The sequence below is a fragment of the Allobosea sp. P4_E12 genome (genome assembly GCF_056401655.1).
The window spans coordinates 56,993-73,950 of sequence record NZ_JBFUIY010000006.1; the positions used below are offsets into that span (position 1 = coordinate 56,993).

General features: G+C 66.4%; 15 protein-coding genes. 9 read left to right on the plus strand and 6 right to left on the minus strand.

Features of this window, described 5'->3' with window-relative positions:
* Positions 1 to 17: 17 nt before the first annotated feature.
* From AC1DW9_RS09215 to AC1DW9_RS09225, 3 genes are read right to left on the minus strand one after another with little or no spacing between them, the layout of a single operon-like run.
* Positions 18 to 1,568: a hydantoinase B/oxoprolinase family protein gene (locus AC1DW9_RS09215; protein ID WP_441488574.1), complete on the minus strand. Its 1,551-nt coding sequence runs from the start codon at positions 1,566 to 1,568 to the stop codon at positions 18 to 20.
* Between the two features lie 6 nt (positions 1,569 to 1,574).
* On the minus strand, positions 1,575 to 3,638 hold the full coding sequence (locus AC1DW9_RS09220) for a hydantoinase/oxoprolinase family protein (protein WP_476855075.1): 2,064 nt from the start codon (positions 3,636 to 3,638) through the stop codon (positions 1,575 to 1,577).
* Between the two features lie 4 nt (positions 3,639 to 3,642).
* Positions 3,643 to 4,437, minus strand: coding sequence for an IclR family transcriptional regulator (locus AC1DW9_RS09225; protein ID WP_441488572.1), 795 nt, complete (start codon positions 4,435 to 4,437; stop codon positions 3,643 to 3,645).
* Positions 4,438 to 4,928: 491 nt separating this feature from the next.
* Here AC1DW9_RS09225 and AC1DW9_RS09230 point away from each other — a divergent pair, with 491 nt between their 5' ends.
* The 9 genes from AC1DW9_RS09230 (at position 4,929) to hpaR (ending at position 13,393) form a co-directional block, all read left to right on the plus strand.
* Positions 4,929 to 5,798 (plus strand): fumarylacetoacetate hydrolase family protein, encoded by an 870-nt coding sequence (locus AC1DW9_RS09230; RefSeq protein WP_441504666.1) that lies wholly within the window; start codon positions 4,929 to 4,931, stop codon positions 5,796 to 5,798.
* Positions 5,799 to 5,801: 3 nt separating this feature from the next.
* A complete protein-coding gene (hpaH, locus tag AC1DW9_RS09235; RefSeq protein WP_441488570.1) occupies positions 5,802 to 6,605 on the plus strand; it encodes a 2-oxo-hept-4-ene-1,7-dioate hydratase in 804 nt (267 codons plus the stop codon).
* A 386-nt stretch (positions 6,606 to 6,991) separates the two neighbouring features.
* Positions 6,992 to 8,029, plus strand: coding sequence for an amino acid ABC transporter substrate-binding protein (locus AC1DW9_RS09240; RefSeq protein WP_441488569.1), 1,038 nt, complete (start codon positions 6,992 to 6,994; stop codon positions 8,027 to 8,029).
* 65 nt (positions 8,030 to 8,094) lie between these two features.
* Complete coding sequence (locus tag AC1DW9_RS09245; RefSeq protein WP_441488568.1) at positions 8,095 to 9,279, plus strand: amino acid ABC transporter permease; 1,185 nt, start codon at positions 8,095 to 8,097, stop codon at positions 9,277 to 9,279.
* Positions 9,276 to 10,388: an amino acid ABC transporter permease gene (locus AC1DW9_RS09250; protein WP_476775775.1), complete on the plus strand. Its 1,113-nt coding sequence runs from the start codon at positions 9,276 to 9,278 to the stop codon at positions 10,386 to 10,388. Before AC1DW9_RS09245 ends, AC1DW9_RS09250 begins: the two co-directional genes overlap by 4 nt.
* Positions 10,389 to 10,408: 20 nt before the next feature.
* Complete coding sequence (locus tag AC1DW9_RS09255; protein WP_441488566.1) at positions 10,409 to 11,146, plus strand: amino acid ABC transporter ATP-binding protein; 738 nt, start codon at positions 10,409 to 10,411, stop codon at positions 11,144 to 11,146.
* A 48-nt stretch (positions 11,147 to 11,194) separates the two neighbouring features.
* Positions 11,195 to 12,355, plus strand: a complete 1,161-nt coding sequence (locus AC1DW9_RS09260; RefSeq protein WP_441488565.1) for a pyridoxal-phosphate-dependent aminotransferase family protein — start codon at positions 11,195 to 11,197, stop codon at positions 12,353 to 12,355.
* 20 nt (positions 12,356 to 12,375) lie between these two features.
* Complete coding sequence (locus tag AC1DW9_RS09265) at positions 12,376 to 12,789, plus strand: 5-carboxymethyl-2-hydroxymuconate Delta-isomerase (RefSeq protein WP_441488564.1); 414 nt, start codon at positions 12,376 to 12,378, stop codon at positions 12,787 to 12,789.
* Between the two features lie 64 nt (positions 12,790 to 12,853).
* Positions 12,854 to 13,393 carry a homoprotocatechuate degradation operon regulator HpaR gene (gene hpaR / locus AC1DW9_RS09270; RefSeq protein WP_441488563.1) on the plus strand — a complete coding sequence of 180 codons (540 nt, stop codon included), beginning with the start codon at positions 12,854 to 12,856 and terminating at the stop codon, positions 13,391 to 13,393.
* A 41-nt stretch (positions 13,394 to 13,434) separates the two neighbouring features.
* Here the strand turns inward: hpaR and AC1DW9_RS09275 are convergent, their stop codons facing one another.
* From AC1DW9_RS09275 to pdxR, 3 genes are all read right to left on the minus strand, one after another.
* Positions 13,435 to 14,346 (minus strand): aminoglycoside phosphotransferase family protein, encoded by a 912-nt coding sequence (locus AC1DW9_RS09275; protein ID WP_441504665.1) that lies wholly within the window; start codon positions 14,344 to 14,346, stop codon positions 13,435 to 13,437.
* A 90-nt stretch (positions 14,347 to 14,436) separates the two neighbouring features.
* A complete protein-coding gene (locus tag AC1DW9_RS09280) occupies positions 14,437 to 15,231 on the minus strand; it encodes a 2-keto-4-pentenoate hydratase (protein WP_441504664.1) in 795 nt (264 codons plus the stop codon).
* Positions 15,232 to 15,301: 70 nt separating this feature from the next.
* The gene (gene pdxR, locus AC1DW9_RS09285) at positions 15,302 to 16,783 is read right to left on the minus strand and encodes a MocR-like pyridoxine biosynthesis transcription factor PdxR (protein ID WP_476775776.1); all 1,482 of its coding nucleotides are present in this window, start codon (positions 16,781 to 16,783) and stop codon (positions 15,302 to 15,304) included.
* Positions 16,784 to 16,958: the final 175 nt, after the last annotated feature.

The following is a 16,958-nucleotide window of genomic DNA, read 5'->3' on the forward strand; positions in this document are numbered from 1 at the left end:
GCGCCCGATGGCAGTTCTCAGGCCGCCGGCTTGCCGTAGCCGCCGCCGCCGGGCGTCTCCAGCAGCACGACGTCGCCGGCCTTCATCGTCAGCTTCTTCGCCTCGCTGACGGATGTGCCGTTGACGAGGAAGCGCCCGGGCGCCCCCGGGAGGCCGCCATCGATCCCGTCAGGCCCGCGTTCGAGCCGGCTCGGCACCGCGTTGAGCAGCCAGGCATGGTCGGTACGCATGTGAAACTGGATGATCTGGCCGTCCCCGCCCTGCATCCGGCCCTTGCCGCCGGACCCCGGCCGCAGTTCCTTGCGGTCGAAGACGATCGGCATCGCTGCTTCCAGGATCTCGATCGGCACAGCCGCGACCCCTGTCGGATAGCAGGTGGCGCTCGGCCCCGGCTTGCCGGCGCGCGCGCCCATGCCGCCGGAATAGTTGAACATCGACGAGGTGAAGGGTTCGCCGCTCGGACGCCGGCCCTGGATCTGAATAGTCCAGACCGCGCCTGATCCTTCCGCCAGGACCCGTTCCGGCATGACCTGATGCAGCGCCTTCAGGATCGGCATCGGGACGTACATGCCGACCACATGGCGCGCATTCACCGGCGCCGGATAGGCGCAGTTGATGATCGAGCCCACGGGAGCGCGGACTTCGATCGGCGCGAGCGAGCCGGTGTTGTTCGGCAGGTCCGGATTGAGGCAGGAGCGGATCGCGAAGGTCGAATAGGCGTGGGTGTAGTTCAGCACCACGTTGATGCCGGTCGTCGTCTGCGGTGAGGAGCCGTCGAAGTCGACGATGATCGAACCACTTTCGGCATCGACGGTCACAGCCGTCTTCAGGGTGATGATTTCGCCGCCGGGAACGTCGAAGACGGCCTCGCCATGATAGGTGCCGGGCCTCAGCTTGCGGATGGCGTTGCGCGTCGCCTCCTCGGAGCGATCGATGATCTCGTCGGACAGGGCTTCGATGTCCTCGATGCCGTAGCGCTCGCACAGCGTGATCAGGTGCTCGGCGGCGGCCTCGCCGGAAGAGACCTGCGCCGACAGGTCGCCGAAGACGGCGTCGGGCGTGCGCACATTGCGGCGGATGATGTCGTGCAGCATCTCGCTCGGCTTGCCGCGCTCGTAGAGCTTGAGCGGCGGGATCCAGAGGCCTTCCTCATGCACGTCGCGGGCGCCGGCGCCGATGCCGTAGCCCCCGATATCGGTGTGGTGGATGGTCGAGCCGATATAGGCGAGCAGTTTCGTGCCGTTGAAGATCGGCGTCAGGATCGTGATGTCGAAGAAGTGCCCGGCCGAGAGCCAGGGGTCGTTGGTGATCAGCACGTCGCCGGGTTCGCAGCGCCCTTCGAACAGGCGCACGAGATGGGCTCCCGCGATGGCGAGCGAGTTGATATGGCCGGGCGTGCCGGTATTGGCCTGCGCCACCATGCGTCCGCGCTGGTCGAAGAGCGCGCAGGCGAGGTCGCCGGCTTCGCGCACGATCGGGCTGAAGGCGATGCGCTGCAGCGCCTTGGCGCGTTCGTTGACGATACCGATCAGGTTCGACCAGAGGATTTCGAGTTCGACTCCGTCCATCGGATTTCAGCCTTTCGTGGCGACGATGCAGCCGAGCGCGTCGATCGTCGCGCTCCAGCCGGGAGGCAGCGCGGTCGTGGTCTCGCGCTCCTCGATGATGGCGGGGCCGGCGATGGTCTGGCCGGTGGCGAGGGCGGAGCGCTCGTAGACCGGCACCGACTGACCGTCTTCCCAGGCATGGACCGGACGATGACGCTTGGGTGCACCGGCTGTGTTCTGGGGCCTGGCCTGGCCGTCGAAATGCGGCAGGGGACCGCGTGCCACGACGCGCCAGGTCACGAGTTCGATCGGGACATGCGAGGGGTTGACGCCGTAGAGGGTGCGATAGGCAGCCTCGAACTGTGCCGTCAGCGCTGCGCTGTCACGGCTCTTGCGCGGGTCGGTCTCGAAGATGATCGTGACCTCGTGCTGCTGGCCGACATAGCGCATGTCCGCGCCGATGAGGATCGTGACGTCGGACGCCGCGCAACCGGATACGCCGAGCGCCGTCAGCCCCTCGCTCTCGAGCTCGCCGAGCACACGGTCGACGCGGCCCCAGTCGAGATGATCGACCCGCGTCAGGTCGCTGCGCACCAGATCGAGCCGGACCGGCGTGACGAGCGTGCCGAAGGCCGACAGCACGCTCGACTGCGGCGGTACGATCACGCTGGTGCTCTGCAGCAGGTCCGCGACGCCGCAGGCGTGCAACGGACCGGCACCCCCGAAGGCGAAGAGCGGCAGGCCGCGATAATCGACGCCGCGATCGGTGGCGTGGGTCCGCGCCGCCGAGGCCATGGCCTCCGTGACGATGCGGTAGATGCCGCGCGCCGCCTGGACGGTGTTGAGGCCGAGCGCATCGCCGAGCCGCGCCATCGCGGCGTCGCAGGCTGCCTTGTCGAGCGACATGTCGCCGCCGAGGAAGTTCTCGGCATCGATAAGGCCGAGCACGAGATCTGCATCGGTGACGGTCGCGTTCTTGCCACCGCGGCCGTAGCAGGCAGGTCCCGGATTGGAGCCGGCGCTTTCGGGCCCGACCTTGAGCAGGCCGAGATCGTCGACATGGGCGATGCTGCCGCCGCCGGCCCCGATCTCGATCAAGTCGATCGAAGGCACCGTGACGGGCAGGCCACTGCCTTCCCGGAAGCGGTAGCGCCGGTCGACCTCGAACAGCCCGGTGATCAGCGGCGTGCGGTTCTCGATCAGGCAGGCCTTGGCCGTGGTGCCGCCCATATCGAAGGACATCAGTCGATCGATACCGAGCAGCTCCGCATAGTGGCAGGCAGCAAGGGCGCCGGCTGCCGGACCGCTCTCGATCATGCGCACGGGATTTTTGCCCGCCGTCTCGGCGCCGACGACGCCGCCCGAGGACAGCATGATCAGCGGCGTGTTGGCGAAGCCCTCGACGCGCAGCCGGTCGCTCAGCCGCTTGAGATAGGGCTGCGAGATCGGCATGGCGTAGGCATTCACCGTCGCCGTCGAGGCGCGCTGGTATTCGCGGATCTGCGGAGCGACCTCGGCCGAGGTGCAGATGAACACGTCATTGAGTTCGCGAGAGAGGGCAGCCGCGACCGCGACCTCGTTTCCAGGATTGGCGAAGCTGTTGAGGAAGCAGATCGCGATGGCGCGTGCACCGGAGGCGCGGATCTCGGCTGCGAGTTCGGCAATGTCCTCGGCTGTCGGAGCAAGTGCGAGGGTGCCGTCTGCCAGGACCCGCTCCTTGATGCCGAAGGTCAGTTCGCGCGTCACCAGCGGCTCGGGGAATTCGATCTGCGGATCGTACATGTCATAGCGGTGCTCGTTGCGGATCGAGAGCACGTCGCGGAAGCCCTCCGTTACGACGAGCGCCGTTGGCAGCCCCTTGCGCTCGATCAGCGCGTTGGTGACGACCGTTGTGGCGTGGACCACGACACCATCGATCGCGCCGGCCGCGATGCCGGCCTTGCCCAGCACGGAATCGACACCGCGGAAGAAGCCCTCCAGCAGGTCGTGGTGGGTGGTCAGTGTCTTGTCGACGCTGAGGCTGCCGCGGGAGTCGCGCAGGACGATGTCCGTGAAGGTGCCGCCGATATCGACGGCCAAGGAATAGGTCATGATCTCAGTCTTTCCAGGTCAATCCGCGCGAGATGCGTGCGGCTGCGCCGACGACTTCGCGGATCTGTTCGGGATCGGGTTCTGGCGCGATGAATTGCGTGGAGCCGACGATGGCGATCGAGCCGACCAGCGCCTTGCGGTGGTCGAAGACCGGGGCGGCCAGCGTGTTGACGCCGGTGATCACCTGGTCGGGCGCAGTGGCCCAGCCGCACTCGCGGACGCGTGCGATTTCCGCCAGAAGCGCCTCTCCGGAGACGATCGTGCTCGGCGTCCACGCCTTCAACTCGCCGGCTGCAACGGTGCGACTGCGTTCCGGCGAGCCGAAGGCGAGCCAGATCTTGCCATGCGCGCTGGCGTGGAAGGCGAGCCGCGTGCCCGGCCGCATCGCGAATTCGATCATCGTGCGGCCCTGGATCAGCTCGAGGACGATCAATTCCTCATCGATCACGTCGCAAAGCGTCACAGCCTGGCCGGAGCGGTCGCGGAGCGTCATCAACTCCTCGCGCGCTGCCGAGACGATATCGAAGCGCTGTCGCAGCGCCTCGCCGAGGACCATCAGCTTGATGCCGGCATCGTAGCGGCCGGTATTCGGATCCTGACGGACGAAGCCGTGGCGCTGAAGCGTCACCAGATGCCGGTAGATGGTGGCCTTGGAGGAGGAGAGCGCCTCGGCAATCTGCGCCAGCGCGACGGGGCGGCTCTGCCGGACCAGATACTCGACTGCCTGCAGGGCGAGGTCGAGCGTGCTTGTGCCGGCAGGCACAGCTTTGGCGGAGGCTTTGTCGGTATCGAGCGTCAAGGAGCGTCCCTCTGTGTCTCATTTCATATAATGAAACATCATTTTGTTATTTGATATGCTATGGTTTGATCGAGCGGGCTGTCAAGCGTCAGTCGGGCGTCGAGATGGCTGGAATGCTGACGGGACGTCGGCATGGGCGCCAACGGTCAGGGCGGCCTTCCCCAGATGTGAAGGCGGGCGCCGGTGGCCCCACTGCTCGTCTATCGATCACGTAGCGATGGCGCGCCGATGCGGAACCGCAGGTTTCGCTGCGCGGTTTCCCGACATGTCCGCCGCGACCTCAGGACGTCAGGGCAGGGTAGGGGATAAGGCCGGATCGCCTCTTGATCGGGTCATGCTATCTAATTAACATGATAATCATAAATCCTGCGTGGCGGTGTGGTCCTGCGCCGTTGCTGAAGCCAGCCCGCCGCGTCGCCATCCCCCTGGCAATCAACTCTCGAAGACGTCGATCTCGGCCAAAGGCACGAGGCGACAGAAGGACCGGATTCATGCTTGCCCCCAGATTCGTCAGCTTCTCCGCTGAAAACCGCGCCGGATACGGCCTGGCCGTGGAAGGGGGCGTCATTGACCTGTCCAGCCGCTTCTCGGCTCGGTGGCCGAGCCTGAAGGAGGTGGTAGCCGAGGGCGCCTTTGCGAAGCTTGCCGACGCGGCGGCGGGGCTGTCTCCGGATCTGCCGTTCCAGGCGATCCGCTACGAGCTTCCGATTGCCGCGCCCGAAAAGATCATCTGCGTGGGCGTCAATTTTCCCGACCGCAACGCCGAATACAAGGATGGCCAGGCCGCCCCGGCCAATCCCTCCCTGTTCCCGCGCTTTCCCCGCTCCTTCACCGGTCATGACCAGCCGCTGATCCGCCCGCCCGAGAGCGTGCAGCTCGATTATGAGGGCGAGATCGTCATCGTCATCGGCAAAGCGGGGCGCCGCATCGCCGAGCGCGACGCGCTGAACCATGTCGCGGCCCTGTCGCTTTGCAATGAGGGGACGATCCGGGACTGGGTTCGGCACGCCAAGTTCAACGTCACGCAGGGCAAGAATTTCGACCGCTCGGGCTCCATCGGGCCATGGCTCGTTCCCTTCAGCGATGAGGCGCAGATCGCCGATATCGCGCTGACGACCCGCGTCAACGGCGAGCTGCGCCAGGAGGACCGGACCAGCCGGATGGTCTTCTCCTTCCGCCGGATCATCAGCTACATCTCGACCTTCACCACGCTCGTGCCGGGCGACATCCTCGTCACCGGCACGCCGACCGGGGCAGGGGCTCGCCTGGAGCCGCCGGTCTGGCTGAAGCCCGGTGACGTCGTCGAGGTCGAGGCCGAGGGGATCGGCCTTCTCCGCAACACCATTGCCGACGAGGCCTGATCGATGCTGAACGCCAATGAAATCGCCGCCGCGGCGCTGAGCCTCGACGAGGCCGAACGGACGCGCCGCCAGACGGGGCTGATGTCGCTCAGGCATCCTCAGATGACGATGGATGACGCTTATTCCATCCAGGGCGCCTGGGTGAAGCACAAGATCGCCGCCGGTCGAAAGGTGATCGGCTGGAAGATCGGCCTGACCTCCAAGGCGATGCAATACGCGCTGAATATCGACATCCCGGATTCAGGCGTGCTGTTCGACGACATGATGTTCGCCGATGGCGACAGCGTGCCGAAGGACCGCTTCATCCAGCCGCGGATCGAGGCCGAGATCGCCTTCGTGATGAAGGCGCCGCTGAAGGGCCCCAATATCGGGATCTTCGACGTGCTCAATGCCACCGACTACATCACTCCGGCGCTCGAGATCCTCGATACCCGCATTCTGCGCGTCGATCCGCAGAGCGGGAAGGCCCGCACTATCGTCGACACGATCGCCGACAATGCCGCCAATGCCGGCATCGTCGTCGGGGGCCGTGCCATGCGGCCGGACCAAGTCGATCTTCGCTGGGTCGGCGCCATCGTCTCGCGCAACGGCCAGGTCGAGGAGACAGGGCTCGGAGCTGGCGTGCTGAACCATCCCGCCCGTGGCGTCGCCTGGCTTGCGAACCGGCTCGCCGCCTATGGCGACCATATCGAGGCCGGCCAGATCGTCCTGGCGGGCTCCTTCATTCGCCCGGTGGAAGCGCGGCATGGCGACACCATCACCGGCGATTACGGCCCGCTGGGCAGCGTCAGCTGCTTCTTCGAATAGGCAGACGCCTGTCGCTCCCTCTGCCCTAAGGGCAAGGGGCGGCGTCCCCGGAGGGCGGCCACGGCCCCCGCGGCGCCGTGTCGCGCCGGCGCCGGCTTGCGGCGTTCGGCTCCAGTGGTGGAGTGCTGGCGGGGGCGCCGCACCGCATGCGTTCGGCAGGGGAGCCGTCGGCTCTCCATGCAGCCCCGGTCATGGCGACGGCAGCCCCGGCGCGTAGTCAAGCATCTGACAAACCAGATCAAATCGGAATGGGAATGCAATCTCTTCGGCTCCCTGCTCCGATATAATTAACTTGATAATTAACTTGTTATGTGAGATCGGGGTCCGGTTTTCGGAGCGGCCCCGATCGCGATGACCGCTCCGTAGGAATTGCTGGGAGAATTGGAATGCTCGGATATCTGCGCAACAAATGGACCCTCGCTGCCGGCTGCATGCTGGCTGCCGTGACAGTGGCTTCGGCCCAGAGCGGCGACACGCAGAAGACGATCAAGGCGCGCGGGCTGCTCAATTGCGGCGTGTCCAGCGGCGTGCAGACCGGCATGAGCACGCTCGACAGCGCAGCGAAATGGAATGGCTTCGAGGTCGATTTCTGCCGTGCCGTCGCCGCCGCCGTGCTGGGCGATGCCGAGAAGATCAAGTTCGTGCCGCTCGAGATCAAGACGGCGTTCGCCACGCTCCAGTCGGGCGGCATCGATCTGCTGGCGCGCACCGCCACGCATACCTTTGTTCGCGATATCGAGCTGAACGTCGCCTGGCCCGGCGCCTATCTCTATGACAGCCAGGGCTTCCTGGCGAAGAAGTCGCTCGGCGTCAAAAGCGCCAAGGAGCTCGATGGCGCGTCGATCTGCGTCTCCGCTGGTTCCAATTACGAGCTGAACCTCGCCGACTATTTCCGCAAGAACGGCCTGAAGTTCACCCCGGTCGCCGCCAATTCGCGCGACCAGAACGAGAAGAACCTCGAAACCGGGCGTTGCGACGTCTATGCGAATGTTCTGAGCGCCCTGGCCGGAGCCGTGTCGAAGCTCGGCAAGCCGGATGACTGGGTCGTGCTGCCCGAGTTGATCTCGATGGAGCCGATCGGCCCGGTCGTGCGCAAGGACGATAGCCGCTTCCGGGATATCGTCGGCTGGACGCTCAATGCGCTGATCGCCGCCGAGGAGCTGGAGATCACCCAGGCCAATGTCGAGAAGCTGAAGGCGAGTTCGACCTCGCCGGAGGTCCAGCGCCTGCTCGGCGTGACCGGTGATTTCGGCGTCAAGCTCGGGCTCGGCAATGACTGGGCGCTCAACGCGATCAAGGCCGTCGGCAATTACGGCGAGATGTTCGAGCGCAATCTCGGCAACAAGAGCCCGATCAAGCTCGAGCGCGGCCTCAACAACCTTTGGAACAACAAGGGCCTGATGTCGTCGCCGCTGCTCCGCTGAGCGAAAGGCGCGAGGCCGGCGCCAGCCGCCGGCCTCGATCTCCCCACACGCAGACAAGCCGGACAATGACCACCACACCTGCCGTTCGATCATCTCAGCGTACTGCGCTGCCGGGACGCCGCCGCGTCATGGGCTGGGTCTTCCAGGCGCTGCTCGTGGTCGCGCTGGCCTGGGTGGCCCATGTCGCCATCGGCAACCTCTACGACAATCTCGCGGCCCGCGGCCTCAAGCTCGGGTTCGACTTCCTGTGGCAGGAGGCGGGCTTCGAGATCGCGTTCCACCTGATCCCGTATACGTCGAGCGACAATTACTGGCGGGTCTTCCTCGTTGGCATCACCAACACGCTGCTGGTGACGGCGATCGCCATCGTGCTCTCGACGATCCTGGGCTTCGCCATCGGCATCGCGCAGCTCTCCGGCAACTGGGCCGTGTCGCGCGCCGCTCGCATCTATGTCGAGCTCGTCCGCAACCTGCCGCAGCTCCTCCATATCCTGATCTGGTACAATGTCGCGCTCCGGGCCTTCCCCGCTCCGCGCGTCGCCGTCGGTATCGGCGACATGGTCTATCTCTCGAACCGCGGCGTCTTCCTGCCGGCGCTGACAAGCGATCGCCCGGGGCTCCTGGTCATCGCCATCCTCATTGCAGTCGTTGCGGCGCTCGCCCTGTTCCGCAGCCTGACCTCCTATGCCGAGCGCACGGGGCGTTCGGTGAACGCCTGGTTGCCGTCGCTGGCGGTGCTCGTGCTCCTGCCGGTCCTCACTGTCGCGCTGACAGGCACGCAGGTCTCGGTCTCCGTGCCGCAGCTCAAAGGGTTCAATTTCATCGGCGGCTGGGCCCTGGTGCCGGAGCTGACGGCACTCGTCTTCGCCATGGCGATCTACAACGCTGCCTTCATCGGCGAGCTGGTACGCGCCAGCATCGAGTCCGTGAGCAAGGGCCAGCGCGAAGCCGCGGCCGCGCTCGGCTTCGGCTGGTGGTGGACCTTGCGCTTCATCGTGATCCCGCAGGCGGTGCGCGTCCTGCTGCCGCCCCTGTCGAACCAGTATCTCAATATCCTCAAGGGCTCCTCGCTCGCGGTGGCGATCGGCTATCCCGATCTCGTCGGCGTCTTCACCGGCATCAGCATCAACCAGACCGGCCGCGCCATCGAGATCGTCGGCATGACCATGGCCGTCTATCTCGCGATCAGCCTGCTGATCGGCGCGCTGATCAACCTGTTCAACCACATGACCAGGATCGTCGAACGGTGACCGAAGCCGCCCTCATCTCCGATACGCCGCGCCGCCCGGCCGCCCATGCCGGTGCGCCGGCCCGGATCGCGCTCTGGCTGCGCCGGCGCATCTTCGCCTCCTGGCGCGACGCGTTGCTGTCGCTCGCGGTCGCCCTCATCCTCGGGGCGATCGCCTGGACCATCCTGCCCTGGGCGCTGTTCAAGGCGACCTGGACCGCTGCAAGCCGGGCCGATTGCGTGCCGGGCGGTGCCTGCTGGGGCTTCGTTGCAGCCAAGGCCTCGCAGTTCATCTACGGCTTCTACCCTCCGCTGGAACGTTGGCGCCCGGATACCGTCTTTGCCCTGCTGATCGCCGGGCTGACCTGGCTGATGGTGCCCCGCATTCCGGGGAAGGGCTATGCCGGCCTGTTCATGATGGTGGTCCTGCCGGTCGTCACCTTCGTCCTGCTGCATGGCGGGGTCGCCGGGTTGCCGGTGGTGCCCAGCGACAAATGGGGCGGGCTCCTGCTCACGCTGATCCTTGCCGTCTCCGGCATCAGCTTCTCCTTGCCCTTCGGCGCGCTCTTCGCGCTCGGGCGGCGCAGCCAGATGCCGCTGGTCCGCTGGTTCTGCATCGGCTTCATCGAATTCTGCCGCGGCGTGCCCTTCATCACGGTGCTGTTCATGGCCATCGTGATGCTGCCCTTCTTCCTGCCTTCCGGCATGAAGCCTGATCCGCTCGCGCTCGCCGTGGTCGGCATCATCTTCTACGAGGCTGCCTACATGGCCGAGGTGGTGCGCGGAGGCCTGCAGGCGCTGCCGAAGGGGCAGTACGAGGCGGCCATGGCGCTCGGCTTCGGCTACTGGCGCACGATGCTCTACATCATCCTGCCCCAGGCGATCCGGAAGGTCGTGCCCGGCATCGTCAACACCACCATCTCGCTGCTCAAGAACACGACGCTGGTGATGGTCGTCGGATTGTTCGACCTGCTCAACATCGTCTCCGCCGGCGTCGCGGACCCGCTCTGGGTCGGCTCGCAGGCCGAGGGTTACTTCGTCGTCGGGCTGGTCTTCTGGCTCATGAGCTTTGGGCTGTCCTGCTACAGCCGCGCCATCGAGGGCGGCTTCGCACGGGCCGACCGGACCTGACCGCATCGGGTATTGCAATCATGGAAAATCCCATCATCCGGCTCGAGAACGTCGATAAATGGTTCTCGCAGTTCCACGTCCTGCGCGGCATCGACCTTGCGGTGAAGCAGGGCGAACGCATCGTGGTCTGCGGCCCGTCGGGCTCGGGCAAGTCGACGATGATCCGCTGCATCAACGGCCTCGAGCACTATGAGGGTGGCAGGATCACGGTCGGCGGCGAGACCGTGTCTCAGGGCGACGACAATATCGAGAAGATCCGGCAGCGCGTCGGCATGGTCTTCCAGTCGTTCAACCTGTTCCCGCATCTGTCGATCCTCGACAACCTGACGCTCGGCCCGATCAAGCTCAGGCGCCTGCCGCGCGCCGCGGCGGAAGCCCAGGCCATGGAGCTGCTCGAACGCGTCCATATCGGCCAGCAGGCCCGCAAGTTCCCGAACCAGCTCTCGGGCGGCCAGCAGCAGCGCGTCGCTATCGCCCGGGCGCTCGCCATGGAACCGGACGTCATGCTCTTCGACGAGCCGACCTCGGCGCTCGATCCCGAGATGGTCAAGGAGGTCCTGGACGTGATGATCGAGCTCGCCGGCACCGGCATGACGATGATCTGCGTCACCCATGAAATGGGTTTTGCGCGCGCCGTGGCTGACCGGGTCGTCTTCATGGATAACGGCGCCATCGCCGAAGTCGGGACGCCGGACGCCTTCTTCTCTGCGCCGCGAACAGAGCGCGCCCGCCAGTTCATCCAGCAGGTCATTCACTAACCGGCCGGCCCAGCCGCAGCCATCATTCCAGTCCGGAGCCTGAACCCCGTGAGCACGACGCCTTCCGCCGCTTATCCCTATCGCCTGCGCATCCCCGGGCCGATCTCGATCCCCGAGCGCGTGCGCAGTGCCACCGCGCTGCCGATCGTCAACCATCGCGGCGCGCAGATGCGTGTCGTGCTGGGCGAGATCCAGCGCCTGATCAAGCCGCTCTTCGGCACGCAGGCGCCGGTGCTGGTCTTCGGCAGCTCCGGAACCGGCGTGATGGAGGCGAGCCTCGTCAATATTCTCGCTCCCGGCGAGAAAGTGCTGGCGCTGGTCCACGGCCAGTTCAGCGAGCGCTATGCCCAGATCGCGCGGGCACTGGGCGCGCAGGTCGACGTCATCGAGAGCGAATGGGGGCATGCGCCGACCCCGGCGCGGGTCGCCGCCGAGCTCGACAAGGCCGAGTACCGCGCCGTGATCGCTGTCCATAACGAGAGCTCGACCGGTGCGGTGACCGATCTTGCCGGCATCGGCGCGCTCCTGCGCGAGCGCGAGACGCTGTTCCTCGTCGACTCGATCAGCGGGCTCGGCGGCATGGAGCTGCGCCAGGACGAGTGGGGCGTCGACATCGTCGTCACCGGCTCGCAGAAGGCGCTGATGTGCCCGCCCGGCCTCGGCCTCGCCAGCGTCAGCGACAAGGCCCGCAAGGTCATCGAGCGCACCGACCGCTGCCCGCGCTTCTACTGGGACATGCGCAAGGCGCTGGCCGTCGTCGACAACCAGGAGACCGCCTTCACCTGCCCGGTCTCGTTGCTCTTTGGCCTGCACGAGGCGCTGAAGATGATTCACGAGGAGGGGCTGCCGCAGGTCTTCGCGCGGCACGAGCGGCTCTCGGGCGCGCTCCGCGCCGGCTGTGTCGCGCTTGGCCTGCCGGCTTTCGGTGATCCTGCCGTGGCCTCCCAGACCGTTGTCGTCGCGTCGGTGCCCGAGCCCCTGACGGGCGGGGCGATCGTCAAGCACCTCAACGAGACCTACAACACGATGATCGCCGGTGCGCGCAACCGGCTGAGCGGCAGGGTCATCCGCATCGGCACGATGGGCCAGATCAGCGAAGCCGATATCCTGACCGACCTGCATTTTCTCGAACGCACGCTTGTTGCGCTCGGTCACCCCGTCCCCTCAGTCGGTGCCGGCATCACTGCCGCCGCTGCCGCCCTCCGCTAATCCAGCAACGGATCGTATCCATGCCTCATATCTGGGTCGAGTATTCGACCAATCTCGAAGCCAGCGTCGACGTGCCCGCGCTGCTGAAGACCGTGCAGGATGCCCTGATCGGCGACGGCAGCATCTTCCCCTTCGCCGGGGCGCGCACGCGCGGCGTGCCCGTCGCGAACTATCTCATCGTCGACGGTCACCCCGATAACGCGTTCGTGCATGTCCTGCTGCGGATCGCGGCCGGGCGCTCCGAGGCCGACCGCAAGACGGCGGGCAGCCGGGTGTTCGAGGCGGTGAAGGCGCTGCTCGCCCCGGTCAGCGCGTCGCGGCCCCTCGGCATTTCCGTGCAGATGGAAGAGGCCGATGAGACGGTCAATTTCAAGACGAGCAATTACCGCGAGTATTTGAAGCAGCGCGGTATTCCAGAGAAGATGTCGGCCTGAAAAGGGCGACTCGGCAGGCCGGAAAATGGGGCTGGCCAGGCCATTCCTGGCAGCGGGGGGATTGATGAGCGACCGGACGCCAGCCGAGGGCCTGGACCTGCCTGCCGAAACCGGGCAGCCGGCAGCGCGCGTGCGCCTGCGCCATTTCTCCAAATCCCTGCCGATGTCCCTGCTGCGGGCCCGGGAAGCGGTGATGCGCCATTTCCGTGCCAGCCTTCGGCATTTCGGCATGACGGAGCAGCAGTGGCGCGTTCTGCGCGCCCTGACGGCCGTGAACACGATCGAGGTGACGGCGCTGGCGGAGGACACGTTCCTGCTCGCGCCCAGTCTTTCGCGCATCCTGAAGGACCTCGACGAACGCGGCCTCATCCTGCGGCGCACCTCGCAGGCCGATCTGCGCCGGGGGCTCGTCTCGATCTCGCCGCTGGGTCTTGAGCTGATCGAGCGGGCCGGCGTCGAGTCCGAGGCGATCTATCGCGAGATCACGGGACGTTACGGCAGCGAGCGTCTTGCCGAATTGCAAAGCCTGCTTCGGCAGCTCGAAGATTGCCTGGATGGCCTGGACAGCGGCGGATCCCATGGATCAAACCGCCGGCCGGGATAAGCCCGGAGAGGCGCGCTCCCGGCGGGGATGTTCGGGTTCACCTATTTGCCGTCGAACTGCCGGTGGTCCGCCAATACGCGCTCGATCACCTGCCATGATTTGTCCGCATCGCGCTGGTTGCGATCGTGGCCGGCAACCGTGATCAGCGCCTTCCACAGGGCCCAGCCGCGGGCGCGGGCCCAGGTGTCGTCGTCGAGGGAAAGCGCGGCACGGAACATGTCGCGGCTCGCTCCGGTAAACTCCGTCCACGCGATCGCGAGGTCGCAGGCAGGGTCGCCGACCCCCGAACTCCCGAAGTCGATCACGGCAAAGAGCTTGCCATTCCTGATGAGCAGGTTGCCAAGGGCAATATCGCCATGGACCCAGACAGGCGGGCCGCGCCACTGCGAACCGAGCGCGGCGGCCCATACGCTCTCGGCCGCAGCGATGTCGGTGCGGCACCCAAGCGCTGCAAGCGCAGCCCGGGCTTCTGCATCATAGACCGCCAGCCTGCCACCCCGATGAAAATTATGTTGCCCCGCCGCCGGCCCGCCAGTCGCGTCGATGCGCTGAAGGGCGCCGAGAAACCCGGCAAGCGAGCGGGCGAACTGCGTGAGATCGGCAATCGGGTTGGTCGCGGCTGGCTCGCCGTCAAGCCAGCGATAGACGGACCATGGCCACGGGTAGGCCTCCGCTGGAGCGCCCAGGGCAAGTGGCGCGGGGATCGGCAATGGGAGGTGAGGCGCCAGCTTTGGCAGCCAGCGGCGCTCCTTTTCGACCTGAGGCGCATAGGCAGCCGCACTCGGCAGGCGGACCGACATCTGATCGCCCAGACGAAAGGTACGATTGTCCCAGCCGCCCGGCTCGATTGGCTCGATGGGCAGGTCAGCCCATGCGGGGAATTGTGCGGCGATCAATCGTCGAACAAGTCCGGCATCGATCGGGACACAGAGATCATGGTCCTGCTGCGCCATGGCTCTTGCTTACAGTCTGCACCGGGGGCTTTCCAGTCAGCCACGACGGTACAAACGCCTGCAAGGAGAGGGGGCGGGAGCAAACCTGTTTCAGCCAGGTTTGCCGGCTTCGACAGTGAGTTCGACGGCTCCGATGCCGTCCAACGCGAAAGTGTAGGTTTCCGTCTCGGTCGGAAAGCGGGTGGTGACCAGGCTGCCGGTCATGACCACATCGCCGGCACGTAGCGTCCGGCCCTTGGCCGCCAGCGCATTCGCCAGCCAGGCCAGGGGCGAGAAGGGGTGGCCGAGCACGTCCCGTCCGTGGCCGCGGTCGATCTCGACGCCATTGCGGTGGACCACGCCGGTGACCGCATCCAGCGCGGGCCATGCGCTGCGGAATTCGGAGAGGACGATGCCGCCGTTCCAGGAATTGTCGGCGACGAGCGAGAGCACGTCGAGCTCGGCATAGTCGGCGGCGCGGTCGTCGACGATCTCGATTGCGGCGCAGACGCCGCCGACATGGGCAGCAACAGTCTCGGGCGTGAAGGCGGGGCCGCCGACGGGAAGATCGTTCGCTAGGCGCACGGCGATCTCGAATTCAAGACCGATCCGCCCATAGCCGGAGATTGCGACCTTCGCGCCGGAATGGTGCAGCCGGTCGGCGAGGACGACCCCGGCGATCGGCTGGTCGATGCCGCACATCGTCTGCATGCGCTGCGAGGTCAGGCCGATCTTGTAGCCGATCCCGTCACCGAACCGGGTTTGCAGCAGCGAGACATAGCGGTCCTGCACCCTGTAGGCGTCCTCGAGCGAAGCGATGCCGCTCGCCGCCGCGAACGGGCGGAAGCGCACCTGTTCCTCGTGCTCGCGCATCAAGCGCTGCGCCAATCCATTCTCATCGATCATCTCGTTCTCCCCCAGGCCGGTGCTTCTTCGAGCCCCGGCGTCAAATTTCAAATTCTTCGCCACGGCCACGCTAGGTCGCCGCCACGATCTTGGCAAAGCGCCGCACCGCCGGCGGAATGCGCTCGGGCGCGGTATTGCCGAAGCCGAAGATGAACCCCGTCGCCTCCTGGCTCTGCAACCGGTAGCGGGACAGGGCCGGCACATCGATGCCGCGCTGCCGGGCGGCATCGGTGACCGCGCGGTCGTCGAGCGGGCCGCGCGCATGGGCGGTCAGATGCAACCCCGCCGTCACCTCGGGAATGACCAGCCGATCACTGAGCGCCTCACGCAGGGCTCCGACGAGGATGGCCGCCCGCTCGCGATACAGAAGCCGCATCCGCCTGACATGCCGGGCCAGCACGCCCCGGCCCATGATATCGGCCACCATCTGCTGCAGCGGCGGCGGCAGATAGCAGGAGAAGACCAGCTTGGCCCGGTAGAACAGCTCGACCAGATCGGGGGGCAGGACCAGATAGGTCAGGCCGAGCGACGGGGAGAAGATCCGGTTGATGTTGCCGATGAAGATGACGCGCTGGTCGGTATCGAGCGACAGCAGGGAAGCCAGGGGCTGGCGGTTGATGCCGATCGGGCTGCTGTAATCATACTCGATCACCCAGGCGTCCCGTGCGCGGGCCCAGGCCAGCAGCGAAAGCCGGCGCGCCATCGGCATCGTCGAGCCGTAGGGAAACTGATTGGTCGGCGAGGCGATCACCATCCGGGCGGTCTCAGTCTCCGCGCTGAAGCGATCGACGCAGAGCCCGTCATGATCGACCGCATGCGGCAGGACGCGGGCACCATTCGCCACGAGCGCGGCGACCCGGGTCGGATAGCCCGGATCCTCGACGATGACGCCGTCGCCTGGGTCGAGCAGCAGCTGGGCGAGAAGGATGAAGGCCTGTGTCGTGCTGGCGACGACCGCGATCTGCTCGGCCGCGCAGGGCACGCCCTCGTATTCGCCGAGATATTTGGCGATCTGCTGGCGCAGGGCCGGGAGCCCGAGGCGCTCGCTGAAGCTGAACTGGGGCCAGGGCTCAGAGCCCCAGTATTCGGCGGTGCTGCGGCGGATGTCGCTGAACGGCAATTCGTCGAGCGCCGGGAGCAGGGGGCTGAGATCGTAGCCGAGCTCACGCTCGCTCGGGAGCGGCAGGCCCATCAGCGCGCTGCCACGCCTTGCCAGGATGCGCGGCTGCCGCGGCGGCCCGGCTGGGGCCGGGGCGTCCAGGCGGCGGTGCAGATCCTCCGGCAGGTCGGTCTCGATATAGGTCCCAGCGCCGGTGCGGCCATGCGCATAGCCCTCGTTCTTCAGGCGGGCATAGGCGAGCACGATCGTCGAGCGGGAGACATCGAGTTCGTCCGAGAGCTTTCGCTGCGGTGGCAGCCGTGCTCCGCGGGGGATGGCGCCGGCCACGACCATCGCACGGAGCTGCCCCGCGATCTGGTCGTAGAGCGGTTCCGGCCCGTCCCGCTCCAGCGCCAGCGCATTCCAGAACGGATAGTTGAAGGCCGAATTCATGTCCTGTTGCACCCTTCGCGAGGCCGAAAGCGTGCGCGTCGCCACCTCACCCTTCACCGGGTCGGATTGAGCCGCCCGCAGGCGGCAGGGTCAAGCGGCTCGGCGCAATTGGTCTGTACCATTTGGAAAAATTGGTACTTGAGGCGGCCAGGAGCCGCCGATACCGTCCCTGCCA